Raw genomic sequence first — 19,382 nt, 5'->3', positions numbered from 1 at the left:
AACCAGCAGCGCCCACACGAGGCGCTGGGGATGGGCGTGCCGGTCGATCGCTATCGCCCTAGCGCACGGGACTACGTCGAGCATCCGGCACCGCCTGAATACGGCAACAGGGACGAGGTGCGGCTCGTGCACGAACATGGCCGCATCGCCTGGCGAGGGCAGAACTGGAAGGTGGGCAAGGCGTTCGTGGGCGAGCGTGTGGCGATCCGCCCAACTCTGGAGGACGGACGCTACGAGGTGTACTGGAGCACGTGTCGAGTGGCCAGGATCGACCTGGCCACCGGGCAAGTGAACGCGGGGCGCGCCCTCGCATGACCCGTCCACCATGTCTCCGAACAGGTGTCCACCTTGTCTCCGGTCTGTACACCGCAGGCGGGGGAGGGAGCGAAAAGCGGGATGACCGCCGACCGTCGGATCAGCCCTGCAACGCCGCCAGCGCTTTGTTGAAGGTCGCGCTGGGCCGCATCGCCTCGCCGATCTTCGCCAGATCGGGGTGGTAGTAGCCGCCGATCTCGACCGCCCGGCATTGCCCTCGCATGGCAGCGGGCCAAGCAATGTTGACATTGTCAACATTGCGCCATACGGTACGTTGACACTGTCAACTTTGGAGGCGCACATGTCGAGTGTTCTGATTACCGGAGGCCACACCGGCATTGGGCTGGAATGTTCAAGGCAACTGGCCGCCCGCGGATTCGATATCGTCTTGGCTGGGCGCTCTCCGGAGCGGATGGATGTCGTCGCCGAAGAACTTCGCGCCGCACATCGCGTTCGCGTGTTCACCGTCACGACCGACACCTCGTCGCTTGCGTCTATCAGGCAAGCCGCAGCGCAGGTCCGCGCATGGTTCGATGCGGCCGAACTGGGCACACTGTCCGCGATCATCTGCAATGCGGGCATCTCGGGCACCAGCCCCGTCAGCCACAGCGTGGATGGCTACGAACTGACGTTTGCCACCAACTGCCTGGGGCATTTCCTCCTGCTTCACCTCCTCATCGATCTCCTGGCGGAGAACGGAAGGGTCGTGTTCACTGCCAGCGGAACGCACGATCCGGAGACGGGTGACGGCCGGTTCGGCTCGGCTGTCCACCCCGATGCGAAGGCCCTTGCCAGTCAAGGCAAGGACGGCAAGCCGGTGATCGCGGCGCAAAGCCGCTATTCCACGTCCAAGCTCTGCACGATTCTCTACGCTTACGAGCTGGATCGCAGGTTCCGTCGATCCGGTTCGGCCATGGCCTCGATCGCATTCGATCCGGGCGGTATCTCCGAGAGCGCCTTCGCCCGCGGATTGCCGAAGCCGGTCCAGGCCATCATTCGCTCTCGTCTCGTCAAATGGCTGATGAAGCGCGCGGGTGTCAACGTCGGCAGTCTTGCGGTCGCGGGCGAGGCCCTTGCCCGCCTCGCAGTCGATGAAGCCTTCGCCTCAGGCTCCGGCAAGTACTTCCAGGCAGACGAGCGCGGCTTTCGCGAAAGGCGGTCTTCGACGCTATCCTATGACCGTGTACTCGCCGAAACGCTGTGGAACGATTCCAGGGTCTTGGTGCGCCTTCAGGAGAGTGAGGAGTTCCACGCACCAAGATGACGACCGAACGTCGACTGATCGAGGCGGCAGGCCAGCTGCTGGACACGGGCGGGGAAGGCGCAGTCACCCTGCGAGCCGTCAGCCAGGCGGTCGGCATCTCCCACAACGCGCCGTACCGGCATTTCAGAAGCCGCGATATGCTGCTCGCCGCCGTCGCGGCCGCCGATTTCGCGGAAATTGCCGTTGCCCTGAGCAAGATCCGTCATTCCGACAAAGCGTCCAGACAGAAGCTCACGGCGGCGCTCGACGTGCTTATCGCCTACGCGCAGGCGCGTCCCGCACGTTATCGGTTGTTGTTCCATAACCCGCATCTCTCCGCCGAGAGCGCAGAGCTGGAGAAAAAGGGGGCAGAGTCGATCTCCGAATTCTTCGGCATCGTCGCGGAGTGCCAGGCAAGCAAGGTGCTGCCCGGATCCGAGTGCGAGCCACTCGCGGGCGTATTGCTGGCTGCAATGCACGGCCTGTTGGCTCTGGAAGCCAATGGGCAATTGACGCCGCGCAAAGGGCTCAAAAGCGTGGCCGACAGCATGACGCTCCTGCTCGACCTGCTGGCAGGAACACTCGCTGGCGACGCAGCAGCGAAAGCCTGACTTGGGTCGGGCTGTTTGCGTGAACCGGCTTTTCCGAATCCCGAGCCGCTACCAGGCGCGCGTCGTCCGGACAAATGCGGAGCCGGCGTCAACGTGAAACAAAAACCCAGGACGCGATGTCCTGGGTTTTTAATGCGATCAACGGCGGGCCCCCACCCCAACCCTCCCCCGCAGGCGGGGAGGGAGCGAGAAGCGGGATGACCGCCGACCGACCGATCAGCCCTGCAACGCCACCAGCGCGTTGTTGAAAGTCTTGCTCGGGCGCATCGCCTCGCCGATCTTCGCCAGATCGGGGTGGTAGTAGCCGCCGATCTCGACCGGCTTGCCCTGCGCGCCGTTGAGCTCGGCGACGATCTTCGCTTCGTTGTCCGACAGCGTCTTCGCCAGCGGTGCGAACGTCGCCTTCAGGTCCGCGTCGTCGTCCTGCGCCGCCAGCGCCTGGGCCCAGTACAGCGCCAAGTAGAAGTGGCTGCCGCGGTTGTCGAGCTCGCCCACCTTGCGCGCCGGCGAGCGGTTCTCGTCGAGGATCCGGCCGTTGGCCGCGTCCAGCGCCGCGGCCAGCACCTTGGCCTTCGGATTGTCGCGGGTCTGGCCCAGGTGCTCGAGCGAGGCCGCCAGCGCGAGGAACTCGCCCAGCGAATCCCAGCGCAGGTAGTTCTCCTCGACGAACTGCTGCACGTGCTTGGGCGCCGAACCGCCGGCGCCGGTCTCGAACAGTCCACCGCCTGCCATCAGCGGCACGATCGACAGCATCTTCGCGCTCGTACCCAGCTCCATGATCGGGAACAGGTCGGTCAGGTAGTCGCGCAGCACGTTGCCGGTCACCGAGATGGTGTCCTCGCCCTTGCGGATGCGCGCCAGCGAAAACGCCGTCGCCTCGACCGGCGGCAGGATGCGGATGTCCAGCCCAGCGGTGTCGTGGTCCTTGAGATACGTCTCGACCTTCGCGATCACCTGCGCATCGTGCGCACGCGCGCTGTCGAGCCAGAACACCGCCGGCGTGCCCGACAGGCGCGCGCGGTTCACGGCCAGCTTCACCCAGTCCTGGATCGGCGCGTCCTTGGTCTGGCACATGCGCCAGATGTCGCCGCTCTCCACCGCGTGCTCGAACACCACGTTGCCGTCGGCGTCGGTCACCCGCACCGTGCCGTCGGCCGGGATCTGGAACGTCTTGTCGTGCGAGCCGTATTCCTCGGCCTTCTGCGCCATCAGGCCCACGTTGGGCACCGAGCCCATCGTCGCCGGATCGAACGCGCCGTTTGCGCGGCAGTCCTCGATCACCGCCTGGTAGACGCCCGCGTAGCAACGGTCGGGGATCACCGCCTTGGCGTCCTGCAGCTTGCCAGCTGCGTTCCACATGCCGCCCGAGTCGCGGATCATCGCCGGCATCGACGCATCGACGATCACGTCGCTGGGCACGTGCAGGTTGGTGATGCCCTTGTCGGAGTTGACCATCGCCAGCGCCGGCCGCTGCGCGTACAGCGCGTCGATGTCGGCGCGGATCGCGTCCTGCTGGTCCTGCGGCAGCGACTGGATGCGCGCGTACAGGTCGCCGATGCCGTTGTTCGGGTCGAAGCCCACCTGCGCCAGCGCGTCGGCATGCTTGGCCAGCACGTCGCGGTAGAACTCGCCCACGACCACGCCGAACAGGATCGGGTCGGAGACCTTCATCATCGTCGCCTTGAGGTGCAGCGAGAACAGCACGTCCTGCGCCTTCGCATCGGCGATCTGCGCCGAGACGAACGACGCCAGCGCCTTGCGCGACAGCACCGCCGCATCGACGATCTCGCCCGCCTGCACCTTCACCGGATCGCGCAGCGCCGTGGTCGCGCCGTCGGCGCCGACCAACTCGATCTTCAGCGCGCCGGCCTTGGCGATCGTCGCCGAGCGCTCGCTGCCGTAGAAATCGCCATCGTCCATGTGCGCCACGTGCGTCTTCGAATCCGACGACCACTTGCCCATGCGGTGCGGATGCTTGCGCGCGTAGGCCTTCACCGACGCCGGCGCCCGGCGGTCGGAGTTGCCCTCGCGCAGCACCGGGTTGACCGCGCTGCCCTTGACCCGGTCGTAGCGCGCCTTGGCGTCGCGCTCGGCATCGTCCTTGGGGCTATCGGGGTAGGCCGGGAGGTCGAAGCCCTGCGCCTGCAGCTCGGCGATCGCCGCCTTGAGCTGTGGCACCGAGGCGCTGATGTTCGGCAACTTGATGATGTTGGCCTCGGGCGTGGTGGCCAGCGCGCCGAGCTCGGCCAGGTGGTCGCCGATCTTCTGCGCGTCGTTGAGCCGCTCGGGGAACTGCGCCAGCAGGCGCCCGGCCAGCGAGATGTCGCGCGTCTCGACCGCGATGCCCGCCGTGCGCGTGAACGCCTCGACGATCGGCAGCAGCGACTGCGTGGCGAGAAACGGAGCTTCGTCGGTGAGCGTGTAGAGGATCTTCGGTGTCTCGGACATGTCGGGCGTGTCTCGTCGGAAGTCGGGGAGAAAACGCACCATGGCCGCCCGGCGCAGCCCGCGGCTGCCCCGTGGCGCTGCATCCGCGAAGGGACGACGCCATGGCACGCGCGTCGCGAACGACGCAGCGCCCCGCATTGTCGCGTGTTTGCCTAAGGCGCGAAAGGCGAGCGCTGCGCGTGGGGACATACGGGACAGGATGGGTGGGGCGGGCACGTCCATGCGCGTCATGCATGGACGCGCCATTGCAGGGCAGCGATCCGCATGCGCCTGATCGCTAACGGTATGCGGTGCCCTGGCTGTCCAACGTGCCCGCGGCTTCATTGCTGTGCAACGCCTGCTCACCCACCTGCTCCATCAAAGTGCGCAGGGCCACGCCCGCTTCGTAGATCGCATCGCCGAGCGCGGGCACGCTGTCGGCTTCCAGTTGGCGCGGATCGACCGACGACAGCACGTCGCCTTGGGCCACGATGATGCGAATCAGGCTGTCGAAGCGGTCCACCTGGTCGAGGCTGATGCCGTAGGCTGGACGGTCGCGGCGCATGTCAGGTCTCCGTGCCGTCGACGGTCAGCGTCAGCACGCCGGCGCCGGCGGTGATCCGCAGGCGGGTGCCGACGGTAAAGCCCAACGCTTCGAGCCAGAGCCCACGCAAGCGCAGGTAAGGCACTTCGTCGTCGCCCCGGTAGCGGTCTCGGCCGGGGTAATGGTCGACGCCGACGGTACAGCGTCGTGGCTGGCGCGGACGGCGGGGCAGGGCGGCGCGGTCGTCATCAGGATGGGAGAGAACGTCCGCGTTGGGGCGCGGACTGGATGCGGACGAAGTGAACTCGGCCCCGAGCTCGGCGGCGTGGGCGGTCTCGGGTTGGCGATGCATGGCAATCCTCCGTGACGAACGGGCGTTCGCGCGAACGCGAACGGCGGTCGACAATGGGATCGGGCCCGCCGCTGTGCAGCAGGACCCGCGGCGAACCCGACCCCGTCAGCCGATCAGTGCAGAGCCGGCCGCACCGGCGCGGGCGCCGGCGGCACCGCGCCGTACACCGGGGTGTCCTCTCGCACGCCGCCACGCGGCTTGCCAGCGCGTTCGATCAGCTGGTCCTGCACCCGGTCCAGGATTTCCCGCACGGCATCCGCGCCTTCCGAGATCGCCAGCCCCAGCGTCGGCACCGTGGCATCGGCCAGATCGTCTTCATGGCCCGACGCCAGCACGTCGCCATGTGCCATCAGCGTCTGCACCAACCGGTCGAGCGCATCGGCCTGGTCGATCGTGACGCCGAAGACATAACTCTCCGGCACATCGGCCGAACCCGCCGATGGGCTCGCTGTCGCCGCCTGCGCCGCGTACGGCGGCGCGTCCGGTGCAGCGGGCGTCTCGGCGACTTCGGCTGCGGGTGCGGAGGCGTCCGCCTCGGCCAGCCAATGCGACCGTGGCCGCCATGCCATCGCCTCCAGCACCAGTTCGGCCTGCTCGGCCAGCATGGCCAGGCACGTCGCCAGTTCGTTGTGGCTGACTTCCGGCGGGTCGTCCAACTCCTCGTCCCGCGTGCGCGGCTGCGCCAGACGCGACAGGAACTCCATGTGGTCGCGCAGCTTCGCCAGCCGTGTCCGGTCGTCTTCCGGCACGAAGTAGCCGGCGCGTTGGGTGTCGTTCGTTTCGTGGTTCGACATCGTATTGCCTCCTTCAGTCCATCGAAGTGACCCGCCAGCCGGAAACGGCGACGGGAAGTCGGGAGGCTAGAAACCGCACACAGCCGGCGGGCGTATTCCCCCGAAGGGTCTTGTATTAGCCGCCCTCCCGACGCAGGCAACGCGTCGGTTGTGCTCGAAAAGATTCGGGCACAAAAAACCCACCGGTTTGTCGGAGGTGGGTACCGCTGTGTGAGGAGTTTCTAGGCTCCGTGGGCGAGTGTGCGAGGGGGTTGCGCGGATGTCAAGCGGTTCTTTGATTGCTCGAACCTTGAGGAGGACGTACCGGCTACATCTGTTATGAGACTTCGCGATTGATAGACTTAGAGAACTTCTTGGCCGGTTTCGAACCAGCGGTTGTATGGACGGAGCTACACTTTATCGACCATAATTTAAGCGCTTAACCAAGTGACCATTGAAGTCCGGTGCGGATCTTTCAGGCAGACGCTTGGCCGATTCCTAAGTCGCCCAGCCCTTGGTCGCAGCGAGTTGGAAAGCGCTTTGATCAGCCCAATATATTTCTAGGCTATGGAAGGATCTTAATGTCTCCGCCGCGTCTTTTCATGTCATATAGCTGGTCATCTCAGGATCACGAGCTTTGGGTTATTGACCTCGCGACCAGGCTCAGGGAGTCAGGGATCGACGTGATCCTAGACAAGTGGGAACTGAAAGAGGGGCACGACTCGATCGCTTTCATGGAGAAGATGGTCACAGACCCGACTATTAAGAAGGTTGCCGTTATCTCCGACAGGAAGTACGCGGAGAAGGCTGACGGTCGGGTAAGTGGTGTCGGAACGGAGACCCAGATCATTTCTCGCGAGGTTTACGAGAAGCAGGATCAAAACAAGTTCGTAGCAGTTCTTCCTGAGCGCGACTACGAAGGAAAGCCCTTCCTGCCCACCTACTACAAAGGTCGCATTTATATCGACTTAAGTGCCCCGGATAACTACGCGGCAGAGTTTGAGCGCCTAGTAAGGTGGGTCTTCGACAAGCCCATGCATGTGAAGCCGGAAATCGGAAAGGCGCCCGCCTTCTTGCAAGAGGAGCCCGCTAAGTCTCTAGGCACGTCGGTATCGTCTCGTAGATGCCTCGACGCGTTGAAGAACGGGAGACCATTCGTTGAAGGTGCGGTGGACGAGTATCTGACGACCTTCGCCGAGAACTTGGAGCGTTTCAGAATTACTCTTGACGGATCCAAGGACGCCGACGAGCAGATCGCTGACTCAATCGAGGAATTCACTCCTTATAAGGATGAGTTTGTGCAAGTGATGCTGGCAATTGCCCAGTACGCCGCGAGCGACGACATGCAGAAGAAGCTGCATCGGTTTTTTGAACAGCTCCTTCCCTACCTTGAGCGCGCAGAGAACATGAACTCCCACCATTCGTGGGCATTTGACAACTTCAAGTTCATTGTACACGAGCTCTACCTTCATACTGTCGCGATACTGATTCGCTATGAGCGCTTCGCGCTCGTCGATCGATTGTTGGCAACTCCCTACTATGTGAGTACGAGCGCCAGTAGAGGTCGGGAAGCAACGACAACATTTGCCGAGTTCCGTAGTTACATGGAATCCTTCAAGGGTCGAGACAACAAGTTGGGACGCCTCTCAAGTCGTGCTGACCTCTTGAAGCAGCGAGCTGAATTATCTGGGTTTGATTTCAAGGGGCTCATGCAAGCGGACTTCGTCCTGTACTTGCGAGCGACACTCAACCATGACTACTACGTTCGCTGGTGGCCCGAGACCCTCGTCTATGCAACTCACTCCTACGGTCCTATGGAGGTGTTCGCGAGATCTCGCTCGGCGTCCTACTACGCGCAGGTCAGCAAGTTGCTGGGTGGCCTACCTGCTGACGATCTGAAGGCGCACGTCGCCAAGCAGTATGAGCGGGACGACATCCCTCGCTGGCAGTTCGAGCGCATCTCTCCGGGAGTGTTGGCCGGTATCGACAAGCTTGCGAGCATCCAATAGCTATCTGGTCGGTAGATCATGAAGGACTGCGCTTGGCCGAAAGTGGTCATGCGAGCCTTTCACGCAAACATTGTTGAGTAAAAAAATCCGGCATCAGGTGGAGGTGCGCTTTGGTATACGGAGCAGCTTGAAGTTCAGACTTGAGTAGGCTTCTCAAGGCACAACGCAATCTTGGCGGTTCCAAGTGTGCAGAATCCCACTCGGCTTCCAGCAGTCGAAAGCAAGATCATGCGGAGAGGGGGGACTCTTTGTCGCATGGCTGCTTCCAGAGAGCAGTTGAGCGCATCGCGCAGATACCCTTGCCGGATTACGCGCGTCGCGCTTGGAGAGCGGTCCAAGAAGTTGCGATGAAGCTGGATGCGGCGATGGCCAGAACACAGCACAACTGCCGAGCAGCTTGCGAGCGTTGAGTGCGCCTCACGGTGGCGGGGTTGGGCGCAGTCGCATTGGAAACTTAGACATCTACGACTGGTTCCCCATCGTCTCTTCACGTTCAAGATCATCGTGCTCGGCACGGGCATGTACTTCGCCATCGAGTGGCATCTCGATCAGGCGAAGAAGGACGAGCCGGAGAGGAAACGGAAGTGTGAGTCCTAGGAGACTTAAGCACCGTGGATACAGCGCGGACGCAAGTCTGGTACAGGGCACGGTGACGACCTGAAGCTGTTGGGCGCGCAGGCACGTTTTACGCCAGCCACGCGGCGCGAGCTACAGATTCAGGGTCAGGGAAACGAAGGCGGTGCGTCCCGACGACGGCGAGAACATCGGCCGGGCGTCCTCCCAGAAGAAGCTGTCGTACCAGGCGTAGACGTACTCCCGCCCGGTCACGTTCCGCAATTGCACGTCCACGTGCATGCGGGGGGTGATGCGGTACTTCGCGCTCAGGTCGAGGACGGCGAAGTCGCCGTACTTGTCGGTGATGTTCTGTTCTTCGAGGTAGTAGTCGCCTTGCGCCCGGCCCTGCAGCCCGAACTGCAGGGCATCGGTCGCGCGGTAGTCGAGCCCGATGTTGCTGATGGTGCGCGGAGTTGCGGCGACTTCGTTGCCTTCGATCGACATGGCCGGGGCGCGGCCGTCGCGCTCGATTTTCGCCTCCTGATACGCATGCGATGCCCACAGCGTCCACTTATCGCCGATCTGCGCGTCGAGCTGGAGGTCCACCCCGCGGCGCCGTGTCTTGCCGAGCACCACGGTCGTGCCGGTGGCGGGCATGTTGGAGATTTCGTTCTCCGCATCCTGTTGCCATACCGCGATGCGCCCTCGGGCGCCGGCGAAGGGGCGGAAGCGCAGGCCGGCCTCCATGCCGGTGTTGGTCGAGGGGCGCATCGCCGCCTGCCCCGGCGTGAGATAGGCCGGCTCGGTACTGCCGGTGAGCACCTGGAAGGTGCGTCCCCAGTTCGCATAGAGATTGGTGTCGGCACCGATCCCGTAGACCAGGCTGAGCTTGGGCTGGCCGATCGTGCCGTAATCCTGTAGCGGCGCGCGCACCCCGCCGGGCAGTTGCGTCGCGCCGTCGAAGCGGTCGATGCGATAGGCCGGCACGATCTTGAGCGCCTCGGTCGGCTGCCAGATCGCTTGCACGTAGGCGCCGGTGTTGTCGAAGGTATGGCGGTCGTCGTTCTGGACGCGCGCGGGCAATGCGTCGAAGTCGGTTGGTTCGCTGTAGCTGAAGCGCTCTCTGACGTAGGCGTTCTTTTGCTGCTCGTAGTTCGCGCCGCCCTCGAGGGTGAGCGAGGGATGGGCGGCCCAGGTGAGCGTGGCCAGCATGCCCGATTGCGTCTCGTCCCAAACGCGGCGCTGGCGCGGGGCGTTGCCGGTGGGCAGGTCGCTGAATGTCACGCGGCGGTCGTCGTGGTAGCGGTTGTGATAGAGCTTGGTCCCCAGCACCAGCCGTTCGGTCAGCGCCAGATCCATGTGCAGGCCGAACTGGCGCATGGTGCGGTCGTCGCCATCATTGGCATTGCGCACATCCGAGCGTCGGCGCCCGGCCTGCAGTTCGTCGGCGGTCATGAAGCCGGGTTCGTCGGCCTGGTGGCGATAGGCGCGCGCGGTCAGGCCGATGCGCATGCCGTCCTCGAGGCTGCCGTAGAACCACTTGCCGCCCAGCGAATACTTCTCCGAAGTGTCGTGGTCGCGGTAGCCATCCGAGGCTTGCGCACCAAAGAAGTAGTTCTGGGAGAAGCCGCCTTGCTCGCGACCCACCGCCACTTGCGCCTGGCGGGTGTCGAAGCTGCCGTAGGTCAGCCGCGCATCGGTGTACTCGCCGCCTTGGCGGGTGCCGAAGTTGATGTTGCCGCCGATGTTGTGCAGGCCGTAGCGCGGGTCGTTGGTGCCGCGCACGACCTCGATGTAGTCGATCTCCAGCGGGAACAGCATGTCGATGAAGCGCTGGTTGCCGCTGTTGACGTTGCTGGGGATGCCGTCGATCAGGGTCTTGATCGCATTGAGATAGCCCTCGCCGTTGAACGCGCGGAAGCTGACCTTGCCCGATTCGGCGCCCTGGCGCGTCTCGGTCAGCTGGATGCCGGGCATCTGGCCCAGCAGTTCCCAGCTCTGCGCCACGGTCTGGTCCTCGATCTGCTCGGCGCCGAGCACGTCGACCGAGGTCAGCACTTCATGCGCGGTCAGCTGTCCGTGGGATTGATGCACATGCACGGTGCCCATCGTGGTGGTGGACGATTGCGCGTGGGCGGCACCGCTCGACAACATGGCGAGCAGGGCGAGGCTCAAGGGGTGGACGTTCATGGATGGACGGGTGGGGGAGGGACGGGACGGCGCGGCGCCTTGTGGGCCCAGCACCGGAATGCAGTCCACCAATTTACCATGTAATAACATTACAGCCTGGTGTGCTGGGCCATCTTGAACTGGGCCGTTTGCGAGCTCCGCCCGTTCCTGCGTGGACGAAGCCCGGCGTGATGGAAGCCGTTGCTGGATGTGCATCCGTTGCCAGCGACCGCACCACACGCGCGCGCCTGAAGCGGCTGCGACTCTTTGTCGCACGGCGGCGTTTGCGGTCAGCCGGTGCGTGTCACGCCGCTACAATGGGTGATCCGTAGTGGCACCTGGCAACGCGTCCAGCGTCGTGATTGCGGTTCGATTCGACGACTTCAGACCAGGAAGCTCTCGAAGCCACCTTGGGCCGTCGCTCGCCGCTCGATCATGGTGTCGAGTAGTCGCCTGGAAGTCATCAGCATGTACGACTGGTTCCCCATCGTCTTCTTCACGTTCAAGATCATCGTGCTCGGCACGGGCATGTACTTCGCCATCAAGTGGCATCACGATCAGGCGAAGAAGGACGCGCAAGAGAAGAAGGACGAGCAAGAGAAGAAGGACGAGCAGGAGAGGGCGCGGAAGCGCGAGGCCGGCGAGCCGTAGTCGTCTGCCAGTACAGCATTGCCGGGCCGGTCGACGGGCGCAACGGGAACGTAGAGACTGTGGTTGACGCCTTGAGAGGATGAGGCAAAATCAATCCACCACTCCCCCCTTGCCGCGCCATTGGGTTGGCTCAACGGCTCGGGGCGAAAAAAACCGCCCCCGTGGCGGTTTTTTTTCATGCCTCCAGTACCACCTCCGCCGATCGCAGGGCTGGCAGTGTGCTGGAAACGCAGTGCTGTGAACCGAGGGATGCCTTCCAACTGACACGCAGGCGCTTGATTGAAGGATTCTGGTCGTGAACTGGCTGGCGCTGTGCACCAAGGTGGGGGGATGGTTCAGACCGAATCACTCTCAGAATGCACGTCCAGCCATTGCCGTCCGATCGTCGTCAGTCGGTAGCGTTGCTTGCTGCTGCGGGGTTTGTCGGGCAGCGTCACTTCGATCAGGGCAGCAGCGATTGCGGCCTGCTGGGTACCGGATGCGGAAGTGATTTTCGTCCTTCAGGCCAAGCAGTGTCATGATTTGCTCTCGGCTCATCTCGCCATGCAGTACTGCCAGTAGACGACCGACTTCGGGGGCGACTTCGGGGGTAACTTCAGGGGCGATGGGCGGGGCCAGCTTCCACACTGATGCACTGGCTGCGTTGCCTCCAGGTTGAGCCGCCGTCCCGGACGCATGCGTAACGGGATCGCCTGTCCCGACGGCACGCGCCGGCGTCGATCCGGCGCACCCTAGGCGGTCAGCTGCCGCGCCATGTCCTTGATGACCACCTCGATGATCGTGCGCACCATGCGCAGTTCGCCCTGGAGGCGCATGCCGGCGAGATGCGCCCATTGCACGTTCTCCACTTCGATGTCGCGCATGACCGACTCCGCCGACGGGACGATGTTCGCGACCATGTCGGCAAGGCGTCGCTGTGCCATGCGTGGTGGCAGGCCCCACTGCACGGCGGCGTCGACGAGCAGGGCCGGCGTGACCTCCGCGAAGCGCCGTGCACCGGGTAGCTCCGAGGCGAGCGTGGACGCGTGCGGCCAGCTCGCATCGTCCTGTTTGTAGGCACGGCTGCGTCCGGCGACCGTGCTGAGCAGGTCGTAGTGCGGCGCCAGATCGATGCCGTCCGCATCGACGAGAAAACTCAGGTTCTTCAGGTGGGCGTCGTCGTTGCCGGTCAGCAGGTTGAAGACCAGCCAGTCGAAGAGCCGCGTGCGCGTGTTGAGGCGCTTGCGGCATTGCATGATCGCGGTGCCCAGCGTCTGGAGGTTGGCCGCGGCGTACTTGTCGCCACGCTGCAGGTTCAACAGTTGGCAGGCGTCGATGGCATGGACGCGACGTACGCCGAGGCGGTCGACGACACGGTCGAAGCGTTCCACCAGAAACACCGGCTCCGGCACGTAGCGGCGCTGCACCCGCGGCACCATCAGGCCCATCGCGTGGGCCAGGCGCATCACGAAGTATTCGTTGATGACGGTGTGTGGGTAGTCGGGGTCGGTACTGTCCGGTTTCAGGACATGGGTGGAGGTTTCCGCGCCGATCGGCTGGTAGAGCGCGCCTCGATCCTCGATGACCGCCAGCTTGTGCTGTGCGCCGGCCAGCGACATGCGCTTCTCCGCACCGCCGGCCAGCGAATGACGCGGCAGGTTGCGGATGCGCTGCGAGAGGTCCGCGTCCGGCAGGGGTGTCCGACCACTGGGTGAGAGCACGATGTGCGGGGGCAGCAAGGTCAGCGCCCCTGCGGACTCGGCGCCGTAATGGGCCAGCAATGCGAAGTCGTCGCTGCCGCGTAGACCGGCATCCTGCGCCATGCGTGTGCGCTGCTGGTCTTCCGGGAGCAAGTTGTCGAAGTACCACTGCACGGGACGCGAGGTGCTGCCATCGAGGATCGTGCCCTGGCTGCGCGGCAGCCAAGGCGACAGGTCGAAGCTCGCGGGATGATCGATCCACGCCGGCGCATACGCGAATCGCCAGACGTTGCGATGCTCGTGCAAGGTGCCGACCGGCTGCCCGTCCAGCGTGGCGATCAATGCGCGCTGCGGATACGTCTGGCCGTCCAGCGTGACGCCCGCGGGTTCGGTCGGAGGAGGCTCGATGGACGCCGGGGTCATGGCCGCACTCCGCGCTTTTTCTCCTGGGCCTGCAGCAGCGCCAGCGCCGCGTCCGGAATGTCGATCTCGACGCGCAGCCCCAGTTCGGTGAGCACCTGGAACAGCTTCTCCCATTGCACGGTGCCGCCGCCGCGCTCGACCTTCGCCAGGAAGTTCTCGCTGACGCCGATGCCCTCGGCGGTGTCGTCCTGGCGCATGCCCTGGTGTTTGCGCGTGGCGCGGACCAGGGGCCCGAGTTCGTCGGCATGCTGGAGCGTGATCTTCATGCGTATCCTGACGATCGTGAGGATTCGACGTAGGGTAGCGCGAAGTTGCGGCAAAATCCTCATGATCTTGAGGATTATGGGTAGGATTAAGGCGTCGAACCAGAAATCCTTACGTCCGCAAGGATTCTGAGATGCGGACCTTGGTTGTCCTGCTCTGAGGGGAAGGCAATAACGTCGCACGCCCTTGTTGCCAGGCGCCAAACGAGAAGAGCCGGGCAAGCCCGGCTCTTCGTTCTTCGATTCGCGGCGGTGCGCCCCTCAACGCACCGCGAACTCGCGCGTCTCCACCACGGTGTCGTCCAGCAGCACCTCGAGCTTGTAGGTGCCGGTCGGCCAGCCGTCGGGGTGCTGGATGTCGAACGCGACGACATCGGGGCCGGCAGGGATGTCGGTGTCGGTGTTGCGCACCAGCTGGCCTTCGCCGTAGGTCCAGCGCGCGGTGAGCTTGGCGGCGGTCTCGCCGTCCACGCCGACCGAGGCGTAGATGGTGTCGGTGGTCGCAAACTCCGAAGCGGGGGTGGCGACGCGGTTCTCGCCGTCGACGGCGTTGCCGAGCTCGACGCTGGTCACGCGCGCCGGGGCCGGCGGCTCGGGCGCCGCCGGTGCCTCGGGTGCGGGCGGCTGGGGCGCGGGGGCGACGGGGGCGGGCGTGTCGCGGTTGCAGGCGGCAAGCAGCACGGTGCCCAGCAGCGCGGCGGTCAGGGCGGCGGGAACGACGGGACGGGTCATGGACACTCCATAAGGATGGATGGGCGCGGGCCGGGCGTTCAGTCCGAGGGCAGCTGCAGCACCTGGCCGGGCTGGATGCGGTCGGGATCGTCGAGCACGTCGCGGTTGGCGGCGTAGATGGCCTCCCAGCGGCTGGCGCGGCCGTAGACCTGCTCGGCGATCGTCGACAGCGTATCGCCCTTGCGCACGACGTGGGTACGCACCGGTGCGGGCGTGCCCGCCTGGGCGTCGTCGTCGGCTGCGCTGCGCACGCCGCCGGTGACGTGCGAGAAATCGGGGGCATCGTGGCCGGGGGGCCGGGACGGGGCCATGGTGGCGGCCTCCAAGGACAGGGAGGCCGCCAGCCTCCCACCTGCCGCGTTAAGAATCCATCGCGCGCGGGGCGCGGCGGACGCTACTGCCGGGCGTCGCGCAGCACGGCCGGCGGGGCGACGCCGGGGGTCGCGCGCCAGGGGTTGATGTCGAGGCCGCCGCGACGGGTGTAGCGCGCCTCCACCGACAGCGCGACCGGGGCGCAGCGGGCGAGCAGGTCCACGAAGATGCGCTCCACGCACTGTTCGTGGAACTCGGCGTGGTCGCGGAACGAGACCAGGTAGCGCAGCAGGGCGTCGCGGGCGATGCGGGGGCCGCGGTAGGCGATGTGCAGGCTGGCCCAGTCGGGCTGGCCGGTGACCGGGCAGTTGGACTTGAGCAGCGAGGAGACCAGGCGTTCTTCGACGATGTCGCCGGGCTCGGCGTGCAGCAGCGCAGCGTCGGGCGGGCCGTAGTGGGCGATGTCGATGTCCAGGTCGTCGATCGAGGTGCCCTGTGCGGCCTCGTCGGCCAGCGGGGGCAGGCCGAAGGCGACCGTGACCTGCGCGCCAGCGGCCTGCGAGAGGTCGGCGGCGATGCGCGCGCGCACGGCCTCGGGGGCGTCGAAGCGGGTGTGGTTGAGCGAGTTGAGGTAGAGCTTGAGCGACTTGGATTCCACCAGTTGCGGCGAGTCGGCCGGCACGAACACGGTCGCGGTCGCGACGACCGGCTTGCCGCGGGCGTCGAGCCAGCTCAGTTCGTAGGCGTGCCAGCGGTCGTGGCCGGCGAACGGGAGGGCGTCGCCGAGGCCGATCTCGCGGCGGCCGAGCGTGCGGGCGATCGGGAACAGCAGGCCCGGATCGTAGTGGCGCGGATAGGCGACCTCGCGGCCGAGCGGGATGGGCGGCGCGGCCGCGGCGGGGGCATCGGACATGGGGTGATTTTACGCCGTCTGGTGTGGGGGCTGCGGCTCCCTCCCCCGCGTCGCGGGGGAGGGTTGGGGTGGGGGCGGGCTGTCCGCGCGGGCGGTTCACTGCGAGGGCCCGTGCCCCCACCCGACGCGCTGCGCGCGTCGACCTCCCCCGCGGTGCGGGGGAGGTGAGTGGTCGCAGTCCGGGCCTGCAGTGTTGCTCGGCTCCCTCTCCCGCGATGCGGGGAAGGTGAGTGGACGTAATCCGGGCCTGCAGCGTTGCTCGGCTCCCTCCCCCGCGTCGCGGGGGAGGGTTGGGGTGGGGGCGGGCTGTCCGCGCGGGCGGTTCACTGCGAGGGCCCGTACCCCCACCCGACGCGCTGCGCGCGTCGACCTCCCCCGCGGGCGGGGGAGGTGAATGGACGAGGTCCGGGCCTGCGGTGTTGCTCGGCGCCCTCCCCCGCGGTGCGGGGGAGGTGTTCGTCCGGCGTCAGCCGGCGTCGCTGTGGAGGTAGTCCAGGCTGACCTGCAGCAAGGCGCGCAGGCCGAGGTCGAGGGCGGATTCGTCGAGGTCGAACTCGGGCGAGTGGTTGCTCGGTGCGCGCATCGGGTCCTGGCCCTTGGGCGTGGCGCCGACGAAGAAGAACAGGCCGGGGACTTCGCGGGCGTAGTACGAGAAGTCCTCGGCGCCCATCGTCAGCGACGGGTCGACGACGTTGTCGGCGCCGGCCACGGCCTGCAGGCTGGGCAGCAGGCGGGCGGTGAGCGCGGGGTCGTTGGCGGTGACCGGGTTGCCGTCCTCGGCCGGGATGCGGGTCTCGACGGTGGCGCCGTGCGCGGCGGCGACGTGGGTGGCGACGTTCTCCAGGTCGGCGAAGATCGCCTTGCGCACGTCCTCGTCGAAGGTGCGGATGGTGCCGACCAGCTCGACCTTGTCGGGAATGATGTTGTAGCGGATGCCGCCGTCGATCGCGCCGAACGAGACCACCGCCGGCAGCGTGGAGATGTTGGTGCGCCGGCTGACGATGGTCTGCGCGGTGCCGACGAGGTCGGCGGCCGCGACGATCGGGTCGATGCCGCCCCAGGGCCGCGAGCCGTGGGTCTGGCGGCCGATCACGTCGATCGAAAAACGGTCGGAGGCGGCCATCAGCGGGCCGCCGCGCACGCCGATCTGGCCGGCCTGCAGCGTCGAGAACACGTGCAGCCCGAACACCGCGTCGGGGCGGAAGTCGCGGAAGATGCCCTCGGCCAGCATCATCGAGGCGCCGCCTTCTTCGCCCTCCGGCGCGCCTTCCTCGGCCGGCTGGAACACGAACAGCACCTCGCCGGGCAGCTCGTCGCGCATCGCCACCAGCGCCTGGGCCACGCCCATCAGGATCGCGGTGTGGGCGTCGTGGCCGCAGGCGTGCATGACGCCGGTGGTCTGGCCGCGGTATTCGGCAGTGGCGGTGGAGGCGAACGGCAGGCCGGTTCGCTCGGTCACCGGCAGCGCGTCCATGTCGGCGCGCAGCGCGATGCGCGGGCCGGGGCGGCCGCCCTTGAGCACGGCGGTCACGCCGGTGTGGGCGATGCCGGTCGTGGGTTCGAGGCCGAGGCCGCGCAGGTGCTCGGCGACCTTGGCCGCGGTGCGGGTCTCGCGGTTGCCGAGCTCGGGGTGCCGGTGGATGTCGCGCCGCCAGTCGACGACGCTGGCCTGGAGCGTCGCCGCGGCCCGGGCGACCTCGGGGCGTTGCGCGTCCTGCGCGTGGGCGGCGACGGGCAGGGCGGTACAGGCGCACAGCAGCGCGGCGGCAAGACGCGTCATCGGAGGTTCCCCGGGAGATGGAACCCCGATCCTAGGCGATCCGGGCACGCGCCGCGCCCGTCGCGTGCCGCCGCGGTGCTTGCGTGCGCGCGTCCGTGCGTGTGGTCCCCGGGCCGGGCATCCACGATGCAGCCGGCGACCGGTGGCGGACGACGAGGCCGGGTCGGATCGCGCGCCGGCCGCCGTGCCGCTCAGCCGCCGGCGGGGCCGTCGAGCAGGTCCAGCGTCGTGCGCAGCAGTGCGCGCACGCCGACCTGCAGCGCGGCCTCGTCGGGCGCGTAGTGCGGCGAGTGGTTGATCGGCATCGTCGCGGGGTCCTGGCCCTGCGGCGTGGTGCCGACGAAGAAGTACGCACCGGGCACGACGTTGGCGAACTGCGAGAAGTCCTCGGCCACGGTGACCAGCGGCATCTCGACCACGTTGGCCTCGCCGACGGCGGCCTGCAGCGCGGGCAGCACGCGGCGCGCGAGCTCGGGATCGTTGACGGTCGCCGGGGCGTTGTTGACGACGTCGAGCTTGGCGGTCGCGCCGGCGGCGTGGGCGTAGTCGGTGGCGATGCGGTCGAAGCGGGCGATGACGTCCTCGCGCACGGCCTCGTCGTAGGTGCGCAGCGTGCCGACGAGGCGGGCGTCGTCGGGGATGATGTTGAAGCGCACGCCGCTCTGGAACTGGCCGGCGGTCAGCACCACCGGGGCGTTCACCGTGTTGACCTGGCGGGCGAGCATGCTCTGCGTGGCCAGCAGCACCTGGGCGCCGACGGTGATCGGGTCGACGCCGTCCCAGGGGCGCGAGCCGTGGGTCTGCTTGCCGGTGATGGTCAGCGCCCATTCGTCGGCGCTGGCCAGCGACGGGCCGCTGCGGAAGCCGATCTGGCCGGTGTGCAGGCCGGCCCAGACGTGCAGGCCGAGGATCGCGTCGGGCTTGCCGCCGGAGAACGCGCCCTCGTCGAGCATGCGCTGGGCGCCGAAGGTCTCGCCGGGCTCGGGCGGGCCTTCCTCGGCCGGCTGGAACACGAACACCACCTCGCCGGCGAGCTGGTCGCGCATGTCGACCAGCGCCTGCGCCACGCCCATCAGGATCGCCACGTGCATGTCGTGGCCGCAGGCGTGCATGACGCTGACCTCCTGGCCGCGGTAGGTGGCGCGCGCGGTCGAGGCGAACGGCAGGCCGGTCTGTTCGGTCACCGGCAGCGCGTCCATGTCGGCGCGCAGCGCGATGCGCGGGCCGGGCCGGGCGCCCTTCAGGACGGCGACCACGCCGGTCGGGCCGATGCCAGTGCGCGGTTCCAGGCCGAGGCGGCGCAGGTGGTCGGCGACGACCTGGGCGGTGCGCGTTTCCTGGTTGCCGAGCTCGGGGTGCTGGTGGAGGTCGCGGCGCCATTCGACCAGCCGGCCCTGCAATGCGGCGGCGGCCTGCGCGGGGTCGGTGCCGTCCTGCGCGAGGGCGGGCAGCGAGGCGGCGATGCCGCAGGCGAGCAGGGTGGCGACGAGACGACGACGCATGGCGGGCTTCCGGAGCGGGGGGGCCATCGATGCTAGGGAAATTCCGGGCGCGTTGCCCGCTACGCCGCGGCGCGCGAGACCGAACGAAAACTATCGTCTGAAGATCGTGGGCGCGACTTTTGCGCATGT

Annotated in this window: 17 protein-coding genes and 1 pseudogene; 5 read left to right on the top strand and 13 right to left on the bottom strand. The window is 66.6% G+C overall.

The window, feature by feature from the left end:
• Positions 1-315 (top strand): annotated as a pseudogene (locus tag WQ56_RS19055) (IS481 family transposase); the annotation flags it as partial.
• Positions 316-415: 100 nt separating this feature from the next.
• On the opposite strand, the gene WQ56_RS18655 reads toward WQ56_RS19055, so the two are convergent.
• A complete protein-coding gene (locus WQ56_RS18655; RefSeq protein ID WP_156170463.1) occupies positions 416-538 on the bottom strand; it encodes an NADP-dependent isocitrate dehydrogenase in 123 nt (40 codons plus the stop codon).
• Positions 539-616: 78 nt separating this feature from the next.
• On the opposite strand from WQ56_RS18655, the gene WQ56_RS08675 reads away from it, so the two are divergent.
• Positions 617-1,579 (top strand): SDR family NAD(P)-dependent oxidoreductase, encoded by a 963-nt coding sequence (locus WQ56_RS08675; protein WP_156170461.1) that lies wholly within the window; start codon positions 617-619, stop codon positions 1,577-1,579.
• Positions 1,576-2,169: a TetR/AcrR family transcriptional regulator gene (locus tag WQ56_RS08670; protein ID WP_047136684.1), complete on the top strand. Its 594-nt coding sequence runs from the start codon at positions 1,576-1,578 to the stop codon at positions 2,167-2,169. The genes WQ56_RS08675 and WQ56_RS08670 overlap by 4 nt, the downstream gene beginning before the upstream one ends.
• Before the next feature lie 216 nt (positions 2,170-2,385).
• On the opposite strand, the gene WQ56_RS08665 is transcribed toward WQ56_RS08670, so the two are convergent.
• From WQ56_RS08665 to WQ56_RS18650, 4 genes are all read right to left on the bottom strand, one after another.
• Positions 2,386-4,617, bottom strand: a complete 2,232-nt coding sequence (locus tag WQ56_RS08665) for an NADP-dependent isocitrate dehydrogenase (RefSeq protein WP_047136683.1) — start codon at positions 4,615-4,617, stop codon at positions 2,386-2,388.
• A 277-nt stretch (positions 4,618-4,894) separates the two neighbouring features.
• Complete coding sequence (locus tag WQ56_RS08660; protein ID WP_047136682.1) at positions 4,895-5,161, bottom strand: hypothetical protein; 267 nt, start codon at positions 5,159-5,161, stop codon at positions 4,895-4,897.
• Position 5,162: 1 nt separating this feature from the next.
• Positions 5,163-5,492: a SymE family type I addiction module toxin gene (locus tag WQ56_RS18100; protein ID WP_082132297.1), complete on the bottom strand. Its 330-nt coding sequence runs from the start codon at positions 5,490-5,492 to the stop codon at positions 5,163-5,165.
• A gap of 113 nt (positions 5,493-5,605) precedes the next feature.
• On the bottom strand, positions 5,606-6,286 hold the full coding sequence (locus tag WQ56_RS18650) for a hypothetical protein (protein ID WP_047136681.1): 681 nt from the start codon (positions 6,284-6,286) through the stop codon (positions 5,606-5,608).
• Between the two features lie 560 nt (positions 6,287-6,846).
• Here WQ56_RS18650 and WQ56_RS08645 point away from each other — a divergent pair.
• On the top strand, positions 6,847-8,274 hold the full coding sequence (locus WQ56_RS08645; protein WP_047136680.1) for a TIR domain-containing protein: 1,428 nt from the start codon (positions 6,847-6,849) through the stop codon (positions 8,272-8,274).
• A gap of 708 nt (positions 8,275-8,982) precedes the next feature.
• On the opposite strand, the gene WQ56_RS08640 is transcribed toward WQ56_RS08645, so the two are convergent.
• Complete coding sequence (locus tag WQ56_RS08640) at positions 8,983-11,019, bottom strand: TonB-dependent receptor (protein WP_047136679.1); 2,037 nt, start codon at positions 11,017-11,019, stop codon at positions 8,983-8,985.
• A gap of 447 nt (positions 11,020-11,466) precedes the next feature.
• Here WQ56_RS08640 and WQ56_RS08635 point away from each other — a divergent pair, with 447 nt between their 5' ends.
• Positions 11,467-11,649, top strand: a complete 183-nt coding sequence (locus WQ56_RS08635) for a hypothetical protein (protein WP_047136678.1) — start codon at positions 11,467-11,469, stop codon at positions 11,647-11,649.
• A gap of 731 nt (positions 11,650-12,380) precedes the next feature.
• On the opposite strand, the gene WQ56_RS08630 is transcribed toward WQ56_RS08635, so the two are convergent.
• The 7 genes from WQ56_RS08630 to WQ56_RS08600 all read right to left on the bottom strand — a co-directional run bounded on the left by WQ56_RS08630 (position 12,381) and on the right by WQ56_RS08600 (position 19,253).
• On the bottom strand, positions 12,381-13,670 hold the full coding sequence (locus WQ56_RS08630; protein ID WP_231583385.1) for a HipA domain-containing protein: 1,290 nt from the start codon (positions 13,668-13,670) through the stop codon (positions 12,381-12,383).
• Positions 13,671-13,747: 77 nt separating this feature from the next.
• Entirely contained in the window at positions 13,748-14,017 is a 270-nt protein-coding gene (locus WQ56_RS08625) for a helix-turn-helix domain-containing protein (protein ID WP_047136677.1), read from the bottom strand.
• A gap of 258 nt (positions 14,018-14,275) precedes the next feature.
• A complete protein-coding gene (locus WQ56_RS08620) occupies positions 14,276-14,746 on the bottom strand; it encodes a hypothetical protein (RefSeq protein ID WP_052772917.1) in 471 nt (156 codons plus the stop codon).
• A 38-nt stretch (positions 14,747-14,784) separates the two neighbouring features.
• Positions 14,785-15,057: a LysM peptidoglycan-binding domain-containing protein gene (locus WQ56_RS08615; RefSeq protein ID WP_047136675.1), complete on the bottom strand. Its 273-nt coding sequence runs from the start codon at positions 15,055-15,057 to the stop codon at positions 14,785-14,787.
• Positions 15,058-15,140: 83 nt separating this feature from the next.
• On the bottom strand, positions 15,141-15,971 hold the full coding sequence (queF, locus tag WQ56_RS08610; protein WP_047136674.1) for an NADPH-dependent 7-cyano-7-deazaguanine reductase QueF: 831 nt from the start codon (positions 15,969-15,971) through the stop codon (positions 15,141-15,143).
• Positions 15,972-16,437: 466 nt separating this feature from the next.
• Positions 16,438-17,751 carry an amidohydrolase gene (locus WQ56_RS08605; protein ID WP_047136673.1) on the bottom strand — a complete coding sequence of 438 codons (1,314 nt, stop codon included), beginning with the start codon at positions 17,749-17,751 and terminating at the stop codon, positions 16,438-16,440.
• Between the two features lie 191 nt (positions 17,752-17,942).
• A complete protein-coding gene (locus WQ56_RS08600) occupies positions 17,943-19,253 on the bottom strand; it encodes an amidohydrolase (RefSeq protein ID WP_047136672.1) in 1,311 nt (436 codons plus the stop codon).
• Between the last annotated feature and the right edge of the window lie 129 nt (positions 19,254-19,382).

Source organism: Luteimonas sp. FCS-9 (genome assembly GCF_001014645.1).
In the GTDB taxonomy this organism is placed as follows: Bacteria; Pseudomonadota; Gammaproteobacteria; order Xanthomonadales; family Xanthomonadaceae; genus Luteimonas.
The sequence above is the reverse complement of the archived record's forward strand: the minus strand, read 5'-3'. Positions and strand labels throughout refer to the sequence as shown.